General features: G+C 70.5%; 18 protein-coding genes. 7 read left to right on the top strand and 11 right to left on the bottom strand.

The genetic code is table 11. The annotated features are described in order from the left end of the window. Nucleotides 1-88: 88 nt before the first annotated feature. The 5 genes from ABZ624_RS07530 to ABZ624_RS07550 form a co-directional block, all read right to left on the bottom strand. On the bottom strand, nt 89-2,077 hold the full coding sequence (locus tag ABZ624_RS07530) for an ABC transporter ATP-binding protein (RefSeq protein WP_360083632.1): 1,989 nt from the start codon (nt 2,075-2,077) through the stop codon (nt 89-91). 106 nt (nt 2,078-2,183) lie between these two features. After that, entirely contained in the window at nt 2,184-2,312 is a 129-nt protein-coding gene (locus ABZ624_RS07535) for a hypothetical protein (RefSeq protein ID WP_360083634.1), read from the bottom strand. A 325-nt stretch (nt 2,313-2,637) separates the two neighbouring features. Next, the gene (locus ABZ624_RS07540; protein WP_360083636.1) at nt 2,638-3,420 is read right to left on the bottom strand and encodes a metallophosphoesterase family protein; all 783 of its coding nucleotides are present in this window, start codon (nt 3,418-3,420) and stop codon (nt 2,638-2,640) included. A gap of 148 nt (nt 3,421-3,568) precedes the next feature. Then, entirely contained in the window at nt 3,569-3,769 is a 201-nt protein-coding gene (locus tag ABZ624_RS07545) for an SCO3870 family protein (protein WP_360083638.1), read from the bottom strand. A gap of 88 nt (nt 3,770-3,857) precedes the next feature. Then, nucleotides 3,858-7,040, bottom strand: a complete 3,183-nt coding sequence (locus tag ABZ624_RS07550; RefSeq protein WP_360083640.1) for an FAD-binding and (Fe-S)-binding domain-containing protein — start codon at nt 7,038-7,040, stop codon at nt 3,858-3,860. A gap of 157 nt (nt 7,041-7,197) precedes the next feature. On the opposite strand from ABZ624_RS07550, the gene serC reads away from it, so the two are divergent. Continuing rightward, a complete protein-coding gene (gene serC / locus ABZ624_RS07555) occupies nt 7,198-8,316 on the top strand; it encodes a phosphoserine transaminase (protein ID WP_360083642.1) in 1,119 nt (372 codons plus the stop codon). A gap of 68 nt (nt 8,317-8,384) precedes the next feature. On the opposite strand, the gene ABZ624_RS07560 is transcribed toward serC, so the two are convergent. Next, nucleotides 8,385-9,353, bottom strand: a complete 969-nt coding sequence (locus tag ABZ624_RS07560; protein WP_360083644.1) for an alpha/beta hydrolase — start codon at nt 9,351-9,353, stop codon at nt 8,385-8,387. 301 nt (nt 9,354-9,654) lie between these two features. After that, complete coding sequence (locus ABZ624_RS07565) at nt 9,655-10,230, bottom strand: hypothetical protein (RefSeq protein ID WP_360083646.1); 576 nt, start codon at nt 10,228-10,230, stop codon at nt 9,655-9,657. Between the two features lie 225 nt (nt 10,231-10,455). Here ABZ624_RS07565 and ABZ624_RS07570 point away from each other — a divergent pair, with 225 nt between their 5' ends. Continuing rightward, nucleotides 10,456-11,172, top strand: a complete 717-nt coding sequence (locus ABZ624_RS07570; RefSeq protein WP_360083648.1) for a hypothetical protein — start codon at nt 10,456-10,458, stop codon at nt 11,170-11,172. 264 nt (nt 11,173-11,436) lie between these two features. Here ABZ624_RS07570 and ABZ624_RS07575 read toward each other — a convergent pair whose 3' ends face one another. Next, nucleotides 11,437-12,429 (bottom strand): WD40 repeat domain-containing protein, encoded by a 993-nt coding sequence (locus tag ABZ624_RS07575; protein ID WP_360083650.1) that lies wholly within the window; start codon nt 12,427-12,429, stop codon nt 11,437-11,439. 111 nt (nt 12,430-12,540) lie between these two features. On the opposite strand from ABZ624_RS07575, the gene ABZ624_RS07580 reads away from it, so the two are divergent. The 3 genes from ABZ624_RS07580 to ABZ624_RS07590 all read left to right on the top strand — a co-directional run bounded on the left by ABZ624_RS07580 (nt 12,541) and on the right by ABZ624_RS07590 (nt 14,953). After that, nucleotides 12,541-13,224 carry an SGNH/GDSL hydrolase family protein gene (locus ABZ624_RS07580; RefSeq protein ID WP_360083652.1) on the top strand — a complete coding sequence of 228 codons (684 nt, stop codon included), beginning with the start codon at nt 12,541-12,543 and terminating at the stop codon, nt 13,222-13,224. Nucleotides 13,225-13,312: 88 nt separating this feature from the next. After that, on the top strand, nt 13,313-13,897 hold the full coding sequence (locus ABZ624_RS07585) for a Uma2 family endonuclease (protein ID WP_360083654.1): 585 nt from the start codon (nt 13,313-13,315) through the stop codon (nt 13,895-13,897). Nucleotides 13,898-13,948: 51 nt separating this feature from the next. Continuing rightward, the gene (locus tag ABZ624_RS07590) at nt 13,949-14,953 is read left to right on the top strand and encodes an aldo/keto reductase (RefSeq protein WP_360083656.1); all 1,005 of its coding nucleotides are present in this window, start codon (nt 13,949-13,951) and stop codon (nt 14,951-14,953) included. A gap of 177 nt (nt 14,954-15,130) precedes the next feature. Here ABZ624_RS07590 and thpR read toward each other — a convergent pair whose 3' ends face one another. Further along, entirely contained in the window at nt 15,131-15,703 is a 573-nt protein-coding gene (thpR, locus tag ABZ624_RS07595) for an RNA 2',3'-cyclic phosphodiesterase (RefSeq protein WP_360083658.1), read from the bottom strand. A gap of 106 nt (nt 15,704-15,809) precedes the next feature. On the opposite strand from thpR, the gene ABZ624_RS07600 reads away from it, so the two are divergent. Beyond that, on the top strand, nt 15,810-16,397 hold the full coding sequence (locus ABZ624_RS07600) for a Uma2 family endonuclease (protein ID WP_360083660.1): 588 nt from the start codon (nt 15,810-15,812) through the stop codon (nt 16,395-16,397). Between the two features lie 15 nt (nt 16,398-16,412). Here the strand turns inward: ABZ624_RS07600 and ABZ624_RS07605 are convergent, their stop codons facing one another. After that, nucleotides 16,413-17,684: an MFS transporter gene (locus ABZ624_RS07605; protein ID WP_360084071.1), complete on the bottom strand. Its 1,272-nt coding sequence runs from the start codon at nt 17,682-17,684 to the stop codon at nt 16,413-16,415. Nucleotides 17,685-17,783: 99 nt separating this feature from the next. Next, the gene (locus ABZ624_RS07610; RefSeq protein WP_076087155.1) at nt 17,784-18,221 is read right to left on the bottom strand and encodes a MarR family transcriptional regulator; all 438 of its coding nucleotides are present in this window, start codon (nt 18,219-18,221) and stop codon (nt 17,784-17,786) included. 153 nt (nt 18,222-18,374) lie between these two features. On the opposite strand from ABZ624_RS07610, the gene ABZ624_RS07615 reads away from it, so the two are divergent. Further along, nucleotides 18,375-18,557 (top strand): ribbon-helix-helix protein, CopG family, encoded by a 183-nt coding sequence (locus tag ABZ624_RS07615; protein WP_360083662.1) that lies wholly within the window; start codon nt 18,375-18,377, stop codon nt 18,555-18,557. Nucleotides 18,558-18,572: the final 15 nt, after the last annotated feature.

Raw genomic sequence — 18,572 nt, forward strand, 5'->3', positions numbered from 1 at the left:
CGATGTACTACCGAGTCCAGGGTAATGGACTTGGACAGGAGCGTGAACCCTTGACGGCACTGTCCCGGATGGTGGGACTTGGGCGCGGTCAGATCCCCGGCCAGGCCTGCTCGTCGCGGAAGACGGGGCGGCCGTCGGGGAGGTACGAGGGAACATCTCCGTACGGCTCGTAGGCGGGCTGGGCCCAGGTACCCGCGGGGGCGTGGGCCCCATGGTCGTATGCCGGCGGCTGCGGCCGGACCTCCTCCCACAGCGGCATGCGCAGCTCACCGGTGTCCATCGTCGCGTTGTTCTGCGAGCGGTGCAGCCGTGCGTAGGCCCCGCCCCGGGCGAGGAGCTCGTCATGGCGGCCGGCCTCCACGATCCGGCCCCGGTCGACGACGAGGATGCGGTCGGCGTCGGGGGCGAGGTTGAGATCGTGGGTGATCATGATCGTCGTACGGCCGGTCATCAGGCGGCGCAGGGGTTTGACGACGCGGCGGGCGGCCATCGCGTCCAGGCCGGTCGTCGGCTCGTCCAGGACCAGGACGGGTGCGTCGCGCAGGATGGCGCGGGCGATGGCCAGGCGCTGCAGCTGGCCGCCGGACAGGCGGGCCGAGTTGGGGTCCACCTGCGTGTCGTAACCGTCGGGCAGCCGCACGATGAAGTCGTGGGCGTCCGCGGCCTTCGCCGCCGCCTCGATCGCCCGGTCGCTGGCGCCGGGCCGGCCGCAGGCTATGTTGGCGCGCACTGTGTCGTGCAGCACCAGGGTCTCCTGGGGGAGCAGTGTGACGTACTCACGCAGGCGGGCCAGCGGGAAGCCGCGCAGGGGTACGCCGTCCAGGAGGATGTCTCCGGATTCCGGGTCGTAGAAGCGGAGCAGGAGCTTGGACACCGTGGACTTGCCCGCGCCGCTCGGGCCGGTGACGATCACCAGCTCGCCGGGACTGACCGAGAAGGACAGGCCTTCGAGGGCGCTCTCCTCGGCGCCCGGGTAGCGGAAGGTCACGTCCCGGACCTCGACGGTTCCGTCCGGGCGGCCCGTGTCCGAAGGGCGTTGCGGGTCGGCGACCGAGGGCCGGACGTCCAGGATCTCGATGAGCCGCTCGGCGCCCGCGGTGGCGGCGGTGACGGTGAGGCCCAGCTGGGCGAGGCCGCGTACCGGCGGATAGAGGTAGCCGAGGAAGGCGGCGAAGGCGAGGAGCCGGCCGAGGGTCATCCGGCCCGTGGAGATCTCCCAGGCGCCGATGCCGATCACGGCGAGCACGCAGACCGTCTCGATGACCTGGACGAGCTGTTCGTAGGCCTCGTTCAGGCGGGTGGAGCGGACCGAGGCCCGGAACCAGGCGCTCGCCTCCTCGTGCAGCCGGCGGCGCTCGGCGTCCCGGCGGTCGTAGGCCTGGGTGAGCACGATGTTGCCGAGGGACTCCTCCACCACGGAGGTGATCGCACCGTCGGCGACCCGGCCCTCGCGGGAGACGTCCTTGATGGAGCCGGAGAAGCGGCGGGCGGCCAGCCAGAACAGGGGCGCGAGGACGAAGGTGGCGGCGGCGAGGTCCCAGCGCAGCCAGAACGCGGCGACCGCGTAGAAGAGGGCGGTGAAGGCCGCCGAGGCGGCACCGACCAGGCCGGACACGACCATCGTCTCGATCGCCTCGACGTCGCTGGTCAGCCGGGAGAGCAGATCACCCTGTCGGTGACGCTGGAAGAAGTGCGGGGGCAGTTGCTGGACGTGGTCGAAGACGTGCTCACGCAGTCGCATCACGAACCGCTCGGTCGCCCAGGCGGCCAGGGAGTTACCGGCGTACGCGACGAGCGCGCCGAGCACCGCGATGCCCAGCCACTTCGCCGCCGGGCTCCAGAAGGCGGCCGGTGAGCCCTTCTGCAGGGCATGGTCGGTGAGGTCGCTGAACAGCAGGATGGCCTCGGTCTCGGCGAGCGCGGCGAGCACCGTGCACAGCCACACGAGGAGCAGCCATTTTCTGAGCCCTTTTGTCAGCGGCCAGAAACGACGGAACGCCGCCCGGGCGGGAATGGTGGGAGTTTCGTACTCAAATTCGTCGCCGTCGCCGTCGCCGTTTCCGTTCTCACCCGTCATCGAATTCCCCCGTCACCCATTTTATTCTCCTTTCGAACCACCTTCCCGGAAAAATGAGAAAGGGGGCCGACGGTGCACCATCGGCCCCCTTCGGCTCAGTGCCGGATCAACGGTCCTGGCCGGGCAGCGGCTTGGGCAGCGGCTTCGGCGCGTGCTTCTTCCTGTGCTTCGGCGCAGGCGGGGGCAGCTGCTTCTTCGGCTTCGGGGGCAGCGGGGCGAGCTTCTTGAGGCTCATTCCGACTCCTAATGTCGCACTGTTCGTGTGTGGTGCCGAATTCCGCGTCCCGAACCCGACACCGAAGAACTTACACGCCGCCCGGGAGCCGCAATGCGAAATCGGCAAGGGGGTTGCTGTGAATACCTTTGGAGTTCCTGAGAGAGCCGCGCGAACCTGGGATTTCTCTTATGAACCTGAGCGCAGCCTTGGATGTACGCCCGTGAGGGGACGCGCGGGTCCGCTCAGGGGCCGACGCCGGACACCGGACCCGCGATCCAGCGTCCTCGGCATGAACGGAATCCGGCGTACGGCGGCGGTGCCGGTGCCGGTGCCGGTGGGATGGTCATGCCCGCCCGGACGTCGGGTCCTCCCGCCCGTCCTTCGGTCCCCAGGCCGCCAGCACCTCCGTGTCCGTCGCGCGGGCCTGGAGGAAGTAGTCGGCCCACTCGGCGATGTCCGGGTAGGCGCACTCCGCGGTGAGCCGGGCGACGGCCGCGGGTATGTCGTACGGCGTCACACGCAGGTCGGCACCGGGACCGAGGAGGCACCAGTGGGCGCCGGGGCGGCCGTAGGGCATGCCGACGCTGCCGGGGTTGACCACCAGGCGGCCGTGCGCGAGGCGGACGTAGGGCATGTGGGTGTGGCCGCAGACGACCGTGCCGACGTCGGGCGGCAGGCCGGTGAAGACCTCCGACCAGCGGGCCGGGCGGGAGTCCACCAGGACCAGTTCCTCGTCGTCGCGCGGGGTGGCGTGGCAGAACAGGACCGTGCCGAGGCCGCGGACGCGCAGGGTGAGGGTCCGGGGCAGGTCGGCGAGGAAGTCGACCTGGTCCTCGCGCAGTGCCCGGGCCGCGAACGGGCCGATGGGGTCGGGTATCCGGGTGCGCTCCCCGCGCCGGTACTCCACCAGCTCCCGGTCGGCGTTTCCCGCGAGCCACAGCACCCGGTCGCCCTGCGCCCGCAGCAGGTCCAGCACCTCCGCCGGCTGGGGGCCCGCGGTGATGTCACCGGTCAGGACGATCCGGTCGGCCGCCGCCACCTCGGATTCCGCCAGCACCGCCTCCAGGGCGGGCAGCACGCCATGGATGTCGGACAGCACGGCCAACCTGCCGTATTCCCCGGTCACCTCGCTGCCCCCTCGGTCTTCACCTCGGTCGCTTCACCTCGGTCTCACCTCGGTCTTCACCTCCGGCACCTCCCCCACCACCTCCCCGAGCTGCCGACCGCGCATCCCGGCAGGCTTGCCGCGTACGCGCGAGGTGCCCCGGGCCGGTTCAGTTCGAGTGCCGCCGACCGTCACGGACCCACGTCACCACGATGAGGGCCGCGGTGACGTACATCACGATGCTGGCGGTGGCTACGGATTCGACGTACGGCTCGTAGCCGTGCGAGCGGAGCTGGAGCGTGAGGAAAGCGAGAGCCGTGCCGAGCGCCGCGATCACGGCGGTCAAGGATGCGAACGGGACCTTGTTCATGGGCAGTTCCTCTGAGCTGCGAGACGACTGGTCGCTCCCGAGTCTATGCACCCGCCGCCGGCGAGCCCTTGGCCTATCCGAACGCCTCTCAAGTCCCCGTTCCCTCCTCCCGTCTCTCCAGTGCCTCCGCCAGCACCTCCGCCAGATGCAGGCCCCGCACCCCGGCCAGCTGTTCCAGTTGGGTGCGGCAGGAGAAGCCGTCGGCCAGGATCACCGTCTGCTCGGGTGCTGCGCGGACGGAGGGGAGGAGTTGCTCCTCCGCGCAGGCTCTCGACACCTCGAAGTGGCCTTTCTCGAAGCCGAAGTTGCCCGCGAGGCCGCAGCAACCGCCGCTCAGCTCGCCGGTGAGGCCCGCGGCCTCGCGCAGTCGGCGGTCGGGGGCGTCGCCGAGCACCGCGTGCTGGTGGCAGTGGGTCTGGCCGGCGACCGGGCGGCCGACGGGGGGAGGGGCCCAGTGCGCGGCGTGCCGTTCCAGTGTCTCGGCGAACGTCTCGACCAAGCAGGCGAGTTGGGATGCCCGGGGATCGTCGGGCAGCAGCTCGGGCAGGTCGGTGCGCAGGGCGGCCGCGCAGCTCGGTTCCAGGACGACGACCGGGACGCCGGCCCGCAACACCGGTTCCATGAGGTCGAGCGTGCGCTTGAGGATGCTGCGGGCGCGGTCGAGTTGGCCGGTCGAGATGTAGGTGAGGCCGCAGCAGACGCGGGCCCGGCGGGCGGTGAGGAGTGCGGTGGCGGCTCGGGTGCGGCCGTCCCCGATCGCCCCCCGGCGGAGTCGGAGGGTGGGCGGGAGGGTCACGCGCAGGCCGGCGGCCTCCAGCACCCGGACGGCGGCCCGGCCGACGGACGGGGACAGATGCTCGGTGAAGGTGTCCGGCCAGAGGACGACCAGGTCACCCGGACCGGAGCGGTCGGCCTCCGGCGCCGAACGACCCGACCCCGGCACCGAACCACCCGGACCCGGCGCCGAACCGCCCGGACCCGGCACTGAACTCTCCGACCCCCGCACCGCACCACCCGACTCCCGCACCGCACCACCCGGCCCCGGCACCGAACTCTCCGACCCCCGCACCGCACCACCCGGCCCCGGCACCGAACTCCCCGACCCCCGCACCGCACCACCCGCCCCCAGCACCGCACCACCCGCCCCCCGCACCGAACTCTGCGCCCCCCACACCCCACCCGCCCCCCACACCGAACCCCGCGCCGGTTCCCTCCGGCGCCACCAGCCGGTGAACGTCTCCGTCGCCAGACGGGGGATTTCCCGCTCCGTCGCGATCCCGCCCAGCCGCTTGCCGGCGTGGGCCAACGGCCGCACCGACGCAAGGGCGTTGAGCAGCGGGGCCGTGCGGGTGCGGGCCACCCAGCTCAGCCACTGCGGCAGGCGGCCCATGCTGAGGTGGGCGGCGGGACGGCGGCGGCCGGCGTAGTGGTGGTGCAGGAACTCCGCCTTGTAGGTGGCCATGTCCACGCCGACCGGGCAGTCGGAGCGGCAGCCCTTGCAGGACAGGCACAGGTCCAGGGCGTCACGGACCTCCGTCGAGCGCCAGCCGTCGGTGACCAGTTCGCCGGCCAGCATCTCGTGCAGCAGCCGGGCCCGGCCGCGCGTGGAGTGCTCCTCCTCGCCGGTCGCCCGGAAGGACGGGCACATCACGGCGGGGCCGGCCGCCGTGGTCGTACGGCACCTGGCGACGCCGACGCAGCGGCGGACGGCCGCGCGGAAGTCGCCGCCGTCGGCCGGGTAGCCGAAGGCCACGTCGACGGGTCCTCGCGGCAGCACGGAGAAGCGGAGGTTGGCGTCGAGCGGGGCGGGGCGGACCAGCATGCCGGGGTTGAGCAGGTCGTCGGGGTCCCAGACCGCCTTGGCCCGCTCGAAGAGCCGGACCGTCTCGGCGCCGTACATGCGCGGCAGCAGCTCAGCGCGGGCCTGCCCGTCGCCGTGCTCCCCGGACAGCGAGCCGCCGTGCTCCACCACCAGGTCCGCCAGTTCCCCGGAGAAGCGGCGGAAGCGGCCGATGCCGGTCTCGGTGAGCAGGTCGAAGTCGATACGGACGTGGATGCAGCCGTCCCCGAAGTGGCCGTACGGCGTGCCGCGCAGACCATGCGCCGACAGCAGGGCGCGGAAGTCCCGGAGATAGGTGCCGAGCCGGGCGGGTGGCACCGCGCAGTCCTCCCAGCCGGGCCAGGCCTCACTGCCGTCCGGCATCCGGGTGGCCGTGCCGCTCGCGTCCTCGCGGATGCGCCACAGGGCGCGCTGGGCGGCCGGGTCCGTCACCACCAGGGAGTCGACCACGTCGGCCGCGCGGACGATGTCCTGCGCACGCGCGCGTGCCTCGGCCGGTGACTCCCCGCCGGTCTCCACGAACAGCCAGGCGCCTCCCTTGGGCAGTCCGGCCGGCGAGCGCACCAGGTCGGCTGCCATGCCCTCCACCGTCAGCGGGTCGAGCGGCAGCAGCCCGGCGGCGGCCTCGGCCGCGGCGCTCTCGTCGCCGTACGCCAGCACGGCCAGGGCACGCGCGCGTGGGGCCGGCACCAGCTGGACGACCGCTTCGGTGAGGATGCCGAGGGTGCCCTCGGAGCCGCAGAAGGAGCGGGCGACGTCCGCACCCTTCTCGGGCAGCAGTGCGTCCAGCGCGTATCCGGAGATGCGGCGGGGCAGGTCCGGGAAGCCGGTGCGCAGGCGGGCCAGTTCGCCGTCCGCCAGCTCGCGCAGCCCTTCCGGCGCGCCCGCCCAGTCCCGTCCGAGCCGCAGCCGGCGTCCCCGCGCGGTGATGACGGACAGCTCGCGCACGCTGTCCGCGGTCGTCCCCCAGGCCACCGAGTGTGAGCCGCAGGAGTTGTTGCCGATCATTCCGCCGAGCGTGCACCGGCTGTGCGTGGAGGGATCCGGGCCGAAGCGCAGACCGTGCGGGGCGGCGGCCTCCTGGAGCCGGTCGAGGACGAGCCCCGGCTGTACGACGGCCGTGCGGGTGCCCGGGTCCAGTTCCAGCAGGCCGTTCATGTGCCGGGTGAAGTCCAGCACCACGCCGGTGCCGGTCGCCTGGCCGGCGATCGACGTGCCCCCGCCGCGCGCCACCACGGGAACCCCGCGCGCTCGGCAGACCTCCAGCGCGGCGGCCACGTCGTCGGCGTCTCCGGGGGCGACCACGCCCAGCGGGACACGCCGGTAGTTGGACGCGTCCATGGTGACCAGCGCCCGGGAGGTGGTGTCGAAACCGACCTCGCCCCGGACGGCACCGCGCAGCTCCGCTTCGAGACCCGAGTGATCCGTCATGCCTCCAGGATGCATCCGCTCACGGACAGTCACCGAAAGTTGTCCACAGCCCCGCACATATCGTCGTACTACTTCACAAGTCCACGCTTCGGTGATCTCGTCTCATCCGACGGACGCTGTTGCGCCCGGTTTCGCCCACCGGGATACCCTCCGAATCGTGGCCGACATCCAGATCCCCGCTGACATCAAGCCCGCCGACGGACGTTTCGGCGCTGGCCCCTCCAAGGTGCGCACCGAGGCGCTGGACGCCCTCGCCGCCACCGGTACGTCCCTCCTGGGCACCTCACACCGCCAGGCCCCCGTCAAGAACCTGGTGGGCCAGGTCCGTGAGGGCATCAGCTCCCTGTTCTCGCTCCCCGAGGGCTACGAGGTGGTCCTCGGCAACGGCGGCTCGACCGCCTTCTGGGACATCGCCACCCACGGTCTGATCGAGAACAAGTCCCAGCACCTGACCTTCGGCGAGTTCTCCTCCAAGTTCGCCAAGGCCGCCAAGCTGGCGCCCTGGCTGGCCGAGCCGACCGTCGTCTCCGCCGACCCCGGCACCCACCCCGAGGCGCAGGCCGAGGCGGGCGTCGACGTCTACGCCTTCACCCACAACGAGACCTCGACCGGCGTCGCCATGCCGATCAGGCGAGTGGAAGGGGCCGACGAGGGCGCGCTCGTCCTCGTGGACGCGACGAGCGGCGCGGGCGGCCTCCCGGTCGACATCGCCGAGACCGACGTCTACTACTTCGCCCCGCAGAAGTCCTTCGCCTCCGACGGCGGCCTGTGGATCGGCGTCTTCTCCCCGGCCGCGATCGAGCGCGCCGAGCGTGTGCACGCGTCCGGCCGCCACGTCCCGGAGTTCTTCTCGCTCCCGACCGCGATCGACAACTCCCGCAAGAACCAGACGTACAACACCCCGGCGCTGGCCACCCTCTTCCTCCTCGACCAGCAGCTGGAGTGGCTCAACGGCCAGGGCGGCCTCGCCTGGTCCACGGCCCGCACCAAGGACTCCTCGACCCGCCTGTACAGCTGGGCGGAGGAGTCCAAGTACGCCACCCCGTTCGTCGCCGACCCGGCCAAGCGCTCGCAGGTCATCGGCACGATCGACTTCTCCGACGAGATCGACGCGGCCGCCGTCGCCAAGGTGCTGCGCGCCAACGGCATCGTGGACACCGAGCCGTACCGCAAGCTCGGCCGCAACCAGCTGCGCGTCGCGATGTTCCCGGCGATCGACCCGGCGGACGTCGAGGCACTGACGAAGTGCGTCGACTACGTGATCGAGAAGCTGTAGCGGCTACGACTACGACGAGGGGCGCCCGGTGAACACCGGGCGCCCCTCGCTCATGTCACGCGCCGGCCTCAGTCCCGCAGCTCTGTCAGGAACTCGATCAGCGCGGCGCTCACTTCCTCGGGCCGCTCCTGCTGCGTCCAGTGTCCGCAGCCCGGCAGCACGATCGGCTCGCGCCGCAGACTGGGCATCAACTCCGTTAGCTGCGCGATGAGTTCGGGCGTGCCCGGGAAGGCCGGGACCAGGTCGCGGTCGCCGTACATGTACAGCGCGGGCGGGCTGACGACCGCGCCGTGCCAGGCCGCGGTCAGCTCCCAGTTGCGGTCCAGGTTGCGGTACCAGTTCAGGGCGCCGGTGAAGCCCTCGGCGTAGCTCTCGGTGAGCTGGTCCAGGTCCGCTTCGGTGAACCAGTCCGGCAGCACGCCGGGATCCGTCATGTCCGCGAGCCAGCCCCGCTCCGGGTCGGCGACCAGGGCCCCGTCGGGGCGGCCGGCGTCGGGGGCGTCACCGGAGGCCGAGTACAACAGCTTGCGCAGGGCGGTGCGGGCGTCCTTGCCGAACTCGGCGTCGGCGACCCCCGGCTGGTCGAAGTAGTTCCAGTAGAACCGCCCGCCGAACCGCTCCTGCATGGTGACGAGCGGCGGACGCTCCCCGCGGAACGGCGGCGGCACGCTCAGCCCCGCCACCCCGCGCACCACGTCGGGCCGCAGCAGCGCGGTGTGCCAGGCCACCGGGGCGCCCCAGTCATGGCCGACGACGAACGCCTCCTTCTCACCCAGGGCGTGGATCAGCCCGATCACGTCCCCGACGAGATGGAGGATGGTGTACGCGTCCACGTCCTCCGGGTGCTCACTGCGGCCGTATCCGCGCTGGTCGGGGGCGACCACCCGGAACCCGGCGGCGGCCAGCGGGCCGAACTGGTGGCGCCAGGAGTGCCAGGACTCGGGGAAGCCGTGCAGCAGCACGACGAGCGGGCCCTCACCCTCCTCCGCGATGTGCAGCCGGATACCGTTCGCGTCGATCATGCGGTGCTCAACCATGGTGCGGAGCATACGCCTGTACGATGCACGCAATTGCTGCCGCAACGCGGTACCGGCGCAAGGCTCGCCGGCCGGCATGCCGCACCGGAGATCTCACCGGGAAAACCTCACCGCGAATCCCCGCGGGAGCGAATACAGCGCCATCCGAAGTAGAGCATCCCGAGCACTCCCCCGGCGGCACCGACCCCACACAGTGCGGTTGCCCATGAGGCCATGTCCTGGTTGATCCACATCAGGCTCACCACGACCAGCGCCATGGAGAACAGCAACTGCTCTCCATGGCTCAGGCCGCGCCGACCGGTCAGTCCCCGGTGGCGGTACACGAGTAGGTCACGCCCTTCATTTTAATGTCCCGGTACCCTATCTTCGCGATACGGGGGGTCGTGAAATCACCGCCCCCACCGCCGCCGCCACTGCTCTTCTTCCGGCAGTAATAACCGAGCGCGTCAAGCTTTCCGAGGTCGCTCTTCGCCTGGAAGTCATTGTACGACTTGATCATGCCGGCTCGCTGCTGGGCAGGCGTAACCTCTTTCGCCTTCGAGTACGCATAGCACCCGATGCTGGCGCCGATTCCCACCCACGAGGCACCCTTGGCCAATGCCTTGGAAAGGCCTGCCGCGCCACTGCCGATTCCGATGACTGTGCAGATCTCATTAGCCCCGACGCCGCGGGGCTGCATGTCGACTGCATTTGCTGCCTGGGTACCAACGCCACACATCACGCCAGCCATGGCGAAGGCGATCGCAGCAGAAATCCCCTTGCTTCGCACGCTCACGAAGTCAATCCCCCATACGTTCTTAAATTGCGTGGTCAATGCAGGTAGGACGTTACCAGCAGGGATGCGCGTACACAATGGCGAACTTTGCTCGACCGGCATCCGCCGGCCCCTCGGCCGCGCCCGTGGAGCCCAAAATTCCGGTTCCTGTCGATTTTCCGTGACAATTCCGGCACATGAATATGCAATTCCGCCACATATCGTCGTCCCGTCGCCACCCCCCGTCTCGCCGGCCACAGGACCGGTGAGGAGCGGCATGCAGATGCAGGTCCTTTCCTTCCGGTGTTCCCTTCCGGTGTTCCCGGTCGTCGCTTCGAGGAGCTCTCCATGCAACCCGTGTTCGCACGCCACCGCCGCTCGTTGCTGACCGCCTCGGTACTGCTGAGCGCCGTCGGCGCCACCGCCCTCCTGCCGGTGGCGACCGCATCGGCCGCCCCCACCGCGCAGACCGCCGCCGCTCCGTCCGCACGCTTCGCGGGCAAGGCCGTCGCCATCGGCCAGGACATGGTCGCCGTCCTGCGCAACGACCCCCGCGCCGGTGGCCCCGAGGCGTGGATCCGGGCCGTGCCGGCGCACTGGCAGCAGGGCGACGACTACATGTTCCGCGTCCTGGCCGGGCTCGACCGGGGCCACGTCACAGCCCGGGAACGAGGCCTCTCCCTGCGCCTGGTGGGCGCCGGCGGCTCCGCTCCCACGCTGCGGGTGACCTCGCCCAAGGGGGGCACTCACACCTTCCCGCTGCCCAAGGTCGGCACCCCCGACGCGCGGGGCTGCACCCTCATCACGGAGCAGTCCATCGGAGCCGGCACCATCGCCATGCTGAGCAACGGCCCCAAGGGGCCGGAGGCGTTCTTCAAGGTCGCAGACGGCACGCGCGTCGGCGGTGTCGTCAACCGCGCGCACCCCGCGCTGCCGAAGAGCGCCGGCTTCGTCGCCCGCATCGTGGACCCGTACGGGCCCGCCCCCAAGCTCCTCACCAACATGGAGGGCGGCGGCCACCCCGCGAGCACGACGGACTTCCCGGCGCCCGGGTGTGTGAAGTGACGCCATAGACGCCACGGGCCCAAAGTTCCGGGGGCGGGACCGCGGCCGTGGCACCCGCCGCGGTCCCGCCCGGCGCGCCCCCGAACCCGAAGCTCACCGAACCGCCCACCCCCACACCGCCGTGGTGAGCGGCGTTCACCGCGGTCACGGTCGGACCGGTTCGGACCCGTCGCTGCTCACCGTGTACGAGGTCCCGTCGGCGGAGTACGTGACGCCCTCTGCCTGCCCCCGTCGTGGCACGTCAAGGTCGCGCGGCGGGGCGCCTCAGCCGCGCCGGCGCCGCCGTCGCACCCCGAAGAGGGCGAGCGCTCCGGCCGCGACGACGACGGCACCGACCGTCAGACTCCCGCCGCTCCCGATTCCGAACCCGCTGCCGATCCCGCCCCCGGCCGTGGTCGGACTTCCGCTCCCCGTAGGGGACTTGGCGGCAGGTCGGCCAGGCGCGTCCTTCGCCACCACCTCGCTGTCCGCACCCTCGCTGCTGTAGAGCAGCTCGGTCCCGTCGGCGGAGTACGTGACGCCCTCTCCCTGCCCCTGAAAGGGCACGTCGAGCTGGCCCGCGCGCTTGATACGGCCGCCGTTCCAGTCGTAGTAGATCCCGCCCAGGTACCCGCGCACGGCGAGTTGCCGTCCGTCCGGCGAGAAGGCCGCGTCCGTGGCCCAGAGATCGACGGGGGCGATCGGCTTGAAGATGTTCGCGCCGGAGGCGGAGAGGGTGGCCGGGCCCTCGTACAGGTGCCCGCCGTCCTCCTTCTTGTCGATGATGTAGACCCGCCCCGTTTTCGGGTGGACGATCAGCGACTCGGCGTCCCGCGGCCCGTTCGTGTATTTCACGACGTACTGCGTGGCGGTGACCGTCTGGTCCTTCAGCTTCTTCGGCTCGGGCAGCCGGTAGATCCACACGTACGGCCACTTGCCGCCGAAGTTGTCACCGATGTCGCCCAGGTAGATCTGGTTGTGCGGCCCGATGGAGACGGCCTCGACGTCGCGCGGCGAGCCGATGCCGCGCAAGGTGATCCGGGCGACGGTCTTCCCGGTCCGGCTGTCCACAGCGTAGAGGTACGGCCCGTCGCCGCTGTCGTTGTGCGTCCAGTAGACGCCGGGGTGCAGGTGCGAGGCGGCGAGTCCGCTGGACTCGGTGATCCGCGGGTCCTTGAGGGTGAACCCCTGGTCGCCGTCCCCGTCGGCGGCGGAGGCGGGCAGCGCGCAGGCGCCGGCGAGCAGCACCCCGGCGAGAACGGCGAACGATCGACGCATGCCCCAAGCGTGCCATTCCCTCCGGGGGTTCACGGGGCGGGTTCCGCAGGGCTCGTCGTGCGTGGCGGGCCTCACACCCCATCGGTGCGCGTGATCGTCCATCATGAGCGGATGCTCAGGTTCATGCCCGTAGGTGACTCCATGACGATCGGGAGCGCCGGCGAGCACACATGGCGTTACCGGCTGTGGCAGCACCTGCGCGACACGTACGACGGCCCCTTCACGTTCGTCGGCCCGCGCGAGGAGCTGTACGACAAGTCGGCCGACGCCCCGACGTCGTACGCCTACGCCGACCCCGGCTTCCCGCGCCACCACCTGGCGGGCTGGGGCGAGGGCTGGCTGCACATGGCCCCGCTGATCGGCGAGGCGGTGCGCGCACACCGGGCGGACGTGCTGCTGGTCTCCCTCGGCCTGATCGACCTGGGCTTCTACACCGACGCCGAACAGACGGCGGAAAACGTACGCGCCTTCGTCGCGGGCGCCCGCGAGGCCAGGCCCCGCATCCGCATGGTCCTGCTCCCGGTCATCCCGAACATCCGAGCCGAGGCGGACGAGTCCTTCGCCGCGCAGGTGGACCTCTTCAACGTCCTGCTCGCGAAGGCGGTCGCCGACCTGGACGAGCCCCGCTCGCCGATCCTGCTGGCGTCACCGCCGGAGTCGTACGACATCCACACCGACACCTACGACGGCACGCACCCCAACGCGAGCGGGGAGCACCGGATCGCGGGGGCGTTCGCGGGGGCGATGTGGGAGGCGTGGGGTGTTGGACGTATGTACGTGGCTGGAACGGATTGACCGAATTCCGGTGTATCCCGGTCACCGTGCGTATCGTTGAAGTGCGCGGCTGCACCTGTGCGTGGGGCAGCCGGGGAGGAGCGCCACGATGACCGTCCTTGAAGACAGGATCGAGATGGCCGAGGAGAGCGGCGAGCTGACTCTGGACGACCTGTTCGAGTCGCTTGAGCGGACCACCCCCGAGGGATACAAGGTCGACATCGTCGAGGGGGCCATCTTCATGTCGCCGCAGCGGGACACCCACTGGGAGATCATCCTGGACATCGTTGAGCAGTTGCGCACCAAGTACCCGCGCAAGCGCGTCAAGTCGGACGTCCGGATCGACTACCCGGGCCACCTCAACGGCTTCTGCTCAGACGTCACGCTCGTGGCGGAGGGCGCCGAGAAGACACCCGGGGGCCTCTGGCGCTGTGAGGACGTGGAGTTCGTCGCCGAGGTCATCTCCAAGGGCACGGGACACAACGACTACGGCCCCAAGAAAACGGCTTACGCCACCGCCGAGGTGGCCGTCTACCTCATCGCCGATCCCTACCAGGGCAAGTGCCATCTCTACAGCCAACCGAAGGACGGCGAGTACGTCAGCGAGCTGACGGTCGCCTTCGGAGCGGACGTCGACATGACCACGACCCCCCTCGGCCTCACCCTCACCACCGACGAGTTCCCCCGCGACTGACCGCCGGCGGCCCTTGCTTCGAGCGCACTTCAAGCCGTTGGCTGGTGGACCATGAAGTACACGCAGCTAGGACGCACGGGACTCAAGGTCAGCCGACTCGTTCTCGGGACCATGAACTTCGGCCCGCAGACCGACGAGGCCGACAGCCACGCGATCATGGACGCGGCGCTGGACGCGGGCATCAACTTCTTCGACACCGCCAACGTGTACGGGTGGGGTGAGAACAAGGGCCGCACCGAGACCATCATCGGCAACTGGTTCGCCAAGGGCGGCGACCGCCGCGACAAGGTCGTCCTCGCCACCAAGGTCTACGGCAACATGGCCCCCGACGCCCAGCCCGGCCGGCCCGCCTGGCCCAACCACGACAAGCTCTCCGCGCTGAACATCCGCCGAGCGGTGGACGCCAGCCTCAAGCGGCTGCAGACCGACCACATCGACCTCTACCAGTTCCACCACATCGACCGGAACACCCCGTTCGAGGAGATCTGGCAGGCCATCGACACCCTGGTCCAGCAGGGCAAGATCCTCTACGCCGGCTCCTCCAACTTCCCCGGCTACAAGATCGCCCAGGCCAACGAGACCGCCGCCCGCCGCGGCGGCACCATCGGGCTGGTCAGCGAGCAGTGCCTGTACAACCTCGCCGAGCGGCGCGCCGAGATGGAGGTCATCCCGGCCGCGCGGGACTACGGCCTCGGGGTCATCCCGTGGTCGCCGCTGCACGGCGGACTGCTCGGCGGGGTCCTCAAGAAGGAGGTCGAGGGCGGTCGCCGCGCTTCCGGCCGGGCCGCCGACACCCTCAAGAACCCCACCGCCCGCGCCCAGGTCCAGGCATACGAGGACCTGGTCGACAAGCATGGCCTGGAGCCCGGCGAGGTGGCCCTGGCCTGGCTGCTGACCCGCCCCGGCGTGACCGGCCCGATCGTGGGCCCGCGCACCGCGGAGCAGCTGGGGTCGGCGATCAAGGCCGTGGAGCTGGAGCTGAGCGAGGAGCTGCTGTCCGGCCTGGACGAGGTGTTCCCGGGCCCGGGTCCCTCCCCGGAGGCCTTCGCCTGGTGAGCGCCCGGTAGAGGCGCGGGGAACTGCGCGACCAGCCACAACGGGCCGCAGCCGGACAGCCGGCCGCAGTTCCCCACGCTCCTACCTGACAGCCGCCGACACAGCCACCACCACGAACATCAGCACAAGCACACCGGCCATGATCCGGTTCCGGGTTTTAGGGTCCACCCAACGAGACTAACCAACCCCGCCGAGCTCCCAGCGGGCAACCGCCTCGTACCGCGGCTGCTCCCCCGCCACCCCGGACCTCGGCAGGTGGCTGCGGACCAGGACCAGGTCGTCCACGGTCCAGGTACGACTGCCGAAGGCGCGCAGCGCCTCCACATACGGCCGTACGTCCACCGAGTCCCGGCCCCGCGCCACCGTCAGATGGGCCTTGTACCGCCGGTGCTCCCCCATCGGCACGCCCGCCTTCCGTGCCGCCGACTCCGCCCGGTCGGCCAGCAGCCGCAGCGCCTCCACCTCGCCGGAGGCGCCCGTCCACAGGGCCTTGCCGTGCCCGAACTGCCCGCCGCCGGAGAGCGCCAGGGCGAAGGGGGCCGTGCGGCGGGCCGCGCGGGCCAAGCGCTCCGACAGGTCCGGTACGAGTTCGTCGGCGACCTCGCCGTAGAAGGCGAGAGTGAAGTGCCAGCCGGGCAGGCCGGTCCAGCGCAGGCCGTCCGCGCCGGGCAGCTTCTTCAACGCGGCGATCTCGGCGGCCAGTTGGACGGTGACGTCCTCCGGTGGCAGGACGGCGGCGAAGAGTCTCATGGGACCAGTCTGCCCACGGCGTGCGGGCGTGTCCGAATGACCGTGCGTATCGTTGTACCGCGCGGCTGCACCTGTGCGGGGGGGGCAGCCGGGGAGGAGTGCCACGATGACCGTCCTTGACGACAGGATCGAGATGGCCGAGGAATGCGGCGAGCTGACTCTGGACGTCATGTTCGAGTGGCTCGAGAAGATGCCCATCCCCGAGGGAACGAAGGTCGAGATCGTCGGGGGGAACATCTTCATGTCACCGCAGCGGCAGACCCAATGGGAGATCATCTTCGACATTGCGGAGCAGTTGCGCGCCAAGTACCCGCGCAAGCGGTTGGCATCGGACGTCCGGATCGACTTCCCCGGGCGTCTGAACGGCTTCGCCTCTGACGTGGTGGCCATGGCCGAACGGTCAGTGAAGGACAGCAAGGGCCGCTGGCGCTACCAGGACGTCGAATGCGTGGCCGAGGTCATCTCCAAGGACACGGCCGCCAACGACTACGGGCCGAAGAAGGACGCCTACGCCGCGGCCGAAGTCCCGGTGTACCTGATCGTGGACCCGTACAGCGGCGAGTGGCATCTGCACTCCATGCCCAAGGACGGCAAGTACCACAGCGACGTCAGCTTCCCCTTCGGCGACGACATCGACCTGACCCGCACCCCGGTCGGCCTCACCCTCACAACCGACGAGTTCCCCCGCGACTGACCCGGATCGCCGCTCCTACGCCGCCGTAGTCAGCTCCTCCCGCTCGCGCGGAACGAACCGCACCCGCGGGTGACCGTGGTACCAGCCCACCGCGAGCCGCAGTCCGCCGATGCGGGCCAGGACCAGGCCGATCACCGCGGCCGCCGCGGCGGAGATGACGCCGCCCAGGGCGAAGCCCACCCGCGCGCCGTAGGTGTCGGTGATCCAGCCGACGACCGGCGCGCCCACCGGCGTACCGCCCATGAACACCATCATGAACAGGGCCATCACCCGGCCGCGCATGGCCGGGTCGGTGGCCATCTGGACCGCGGTGTTGGCGGTGACGTTGACCGTGAGACCGAAAACGCCGATCGGGATCATCAGCAGCGCGAACAGCCAGTACGACGGCGCCAGCGCGGCCACGATCTCCAGCGTGCCGAAGGCCAGCGCGGCGGCGATCAGGATGCGCAGCCGGGCCGTGCCGCGCCGGGCGGCGAGCAGGGCGCCGCCCAGGGAGCCGACGGCCATCAGGGTGTTGAAGAGGCTGTAGGAGCCGGCGCCGGAGTGGAAGACGTCGTCCGCGTAGGCCGACAGCCACACGGGGAAGTTGAAACCGAAAGTGCCGATGAAGCCGACCAGGACGATCGGCCAGATCAGCTCCGGCCGCTTGGCCACGTACTGGAGGCCCTCGCGCAGCTGGCCCTTGCCGCGCGGCGCGCGCTCGACGGCATGCAGTTCACGGGCGCGCATCAGCACCAGGCCGGTGACGGGCGCGGCGAAGGACAGGCCGTTGGCGAGAAACGCCCAGCCGGTGCCCACCCCGGTGATCATGAGGCCGGCGACGGCGGGGCCGACCAGACGGGCGGACTGGAAGTTCGCGGAGTTCAGGCTGACCGCGTTCTGCAGCTGCGCGGGGCCGACCATCTCGGAGACGAAGGACTGCCGGGCCGGGTTGTCGACGACCGTGGCGAGACCGACGGCGAAGGCGGCGACGTAGACGTGCCAGACCTGGACGTGGCCGGAGAGGGTGAGGAATGCCAGCGCGAGACCGGTCACCGCCATCGACGCCTGGGTGACCAGCAGCGTGGGGCGCTTGGGCAGGCGGTCCACGAGGACGCCGCCGTAGAGACCGAAGAGCAGCATCGGCAGGAACTGCAGGGCCGTCGTGATGCCGACGGCCGCGGAGGAGCCGGTGAGGCTGAGGACGAGCCAGTCCTGGGCGATGCGCTGCATCCAGGTGCCGGTGTTGGAGACGACCTGGCCGATGAAGAAGAGCCGGTAGTTCCTGATCTTCAGCGAGCTGAACATCGAGGACTTGCGGGAGGTGGGGGTAGAAGTGGTCGGTGCGGGGGCGGAATCTTTTCCGGATCCCGTACTCAAAAGCGTTCGCCTCCTTGCGATACGTCCTTACAGATGTGCGAGCTTCTCCAGCACGGGGGCGGCGGCGCGCAGGGCGGCCCACTCGTCCTCGTCGAGGCCCTCGACCAGGCCGGCCAGGAACGCGTTGCGCTTGCGGCGGCTCTCCTCGAGCATCGCCTCGGCCTGCTCGGTCTGGGTGACGACCTTCTGGCGCCGGTCCTCGGGGTGCGGCTCCAGCCGGACCAGCCCCTTGGCTTCGAGCAGCGCGACGATGCGGGTCATCGACGGCGGCTGGACGTGCTCCTTGCGGGCCAGCTCGCCCGGCGTGGCCGAGCCGCAGCGGAAGAGGGTGCCGAGCACCGACATCTCGGTGGGGCTCAGCGACTCGTCGACCCGCTGGTGCTTGAGCCGACGGGACAACCGCATCACGGCGGAGCGGAGGGAGTTCACGGCGGCTGCGTCGTCGCCATGGGTGAGGTCCGGCATGTTCTTTAGAGTAACTCATTACCCTCGCTAAAGACCACCAGGACACGCCCGTACCCCGTGATACCCGCCACTACCTCCGACGATCACCCATATGAGTGAGTCCGTTCAGGAAAGTGACGCACCGGATGCCCGGATGTGGCGACCCTCGTACCCATGGGGACCAGTGTGCTCAGCCTGCGGATGGACCGGGAGCTGCTCGAAAGGCTCCGGCGCCATGCGGCGAAAAGAGGAATGAGCGTGCAGGACTATGTGGTCCGCACGCTCATCCGGGACGACTTCGACGAGCGGTTCCAGGCCGCCGTCGAGGAGACGGAGAAGTTCTACGGGGTCACCTGACGCTGCAGAAAGCCA

Origin of the sequence: Streptomyces sp. NPDC007205, from assembly GCF_040634095.1 — a bacterium.
Classification (GTDB): domain Bacteria; phylum Actinomycetota; class Actinomycetes; order Streptomycetales; family Streptomycetaceae; genus Streptomyces.

Coding starts and splice junctions, on each gene's coding strand:
- ABZ624_RS07530 (WP_360083632.1), bottom strand. CDS start 2,077: ATGACGGGTGAGAACGGAAACGGCGACGGCGACGGCGACGAATTTGAG.
- ABZ624_RS07535 (WP_360083634.1), bottom strand. CDS start 2,312: ATGAGCCTCAAGAAGCTCGCCCCGCTGCCCCCGAAGCCGAAGAAGCAG.
- ABZ624_RS07545 (WP_360083638.1), bottom strand. CDS start 3,769: ATGAACAAGGTCCCGTTCGCATCCTTGACCGCCGTGATCGCGGCGCTC.
- ABZ624_RS07550 (WP_360083640.1), bottom strand. CDS start 7,040: ATGACGGATCACTCGGGTCTCGAAGCGGAGCTGCGCGGTGCCGTCCGG.
- ABZ624_RS07560 (WP_360083644.1), bottom strand. CDS start 9,353: ATGGTTGAGCACCGCATGATCGACGCGAACGGTATCCGGCTGCACATC.
- ABZ624_RS07565 (WP_360083646.1), bottom strand. CDS start 10,230: ATGCCGGTCGAGCAAAGTTCGCCATTGTGTACGCGCATCCCTGCTGGT.
- ABZ624_RS07570 (WP_360083648.1), top strand. CDS start 10,456: ATGCAACCCGTGTTCGCACGCCACCGCCGCTCGTTGCTGACCGCCTCG.
- ABZ624_RS07575 (WP_360083650.1), bottom strand. CDS start 12,429: ATGCGTCGATCGTTCGCCGTTCTCGCCGGGGTGCTGCTCGCCGGCGCC.
- ABZ624_RS07580 (WP_360083652.1), top strand. CDS start 12,541: ATGCTCAGGTTCATGCCCGTAGGTGACTCCATGACGATCGGGAGCGCC.
- ABZ624_RS07585 (WP_360083654.1), top strand. CDS start 13,313: ATGACCGTCCTTGAAGACAGGATCGAGATGGCCGAGGAGAGCGGCGAG.
- ABZ624_RS07590 (WP_360083656.1), top strand. CDS start 13,949: ATGAAGTACACGCAGCTAGGACGCACGGGACTCAAGGTCAGCCGACTC.
- thpR (WP_360083658.1), bottom strand. CDS start 15,703: ATGAGACTCTTCGCCGCCGTCCTGCCACCGGAGGACGTCACCGTCCAA.
- ABZ624_RS07600 (WP_360083660.1), top strand. CDS start 15,810: ATGACCGTCCTTGACGACAGGATCGAGATGGCCGAGGAATGCGGCGAG.
- ABZ624_RS07605 (WP_360084071.1), bottom strand. CDS start 17,684: ATGTTCAGCTCGCTGAAGATCAGGAACTACCGGCTCTTCTTCATCGGC.
- ABZ624_RS07610 (WP_076087155.1), bottom strand. CDS start 18,221: ATGCCGGACCTCACCCATGGCGACGACGCAGCCGCCGTGAACTCCCTC.
- ABZ624_RS07615 (WP_360083662.1), top strand. CDS start 18,375: ATGGGGACCAGTGTGCTCAGCCTGCGGATGGACCGGGAGCTGCTCGAA.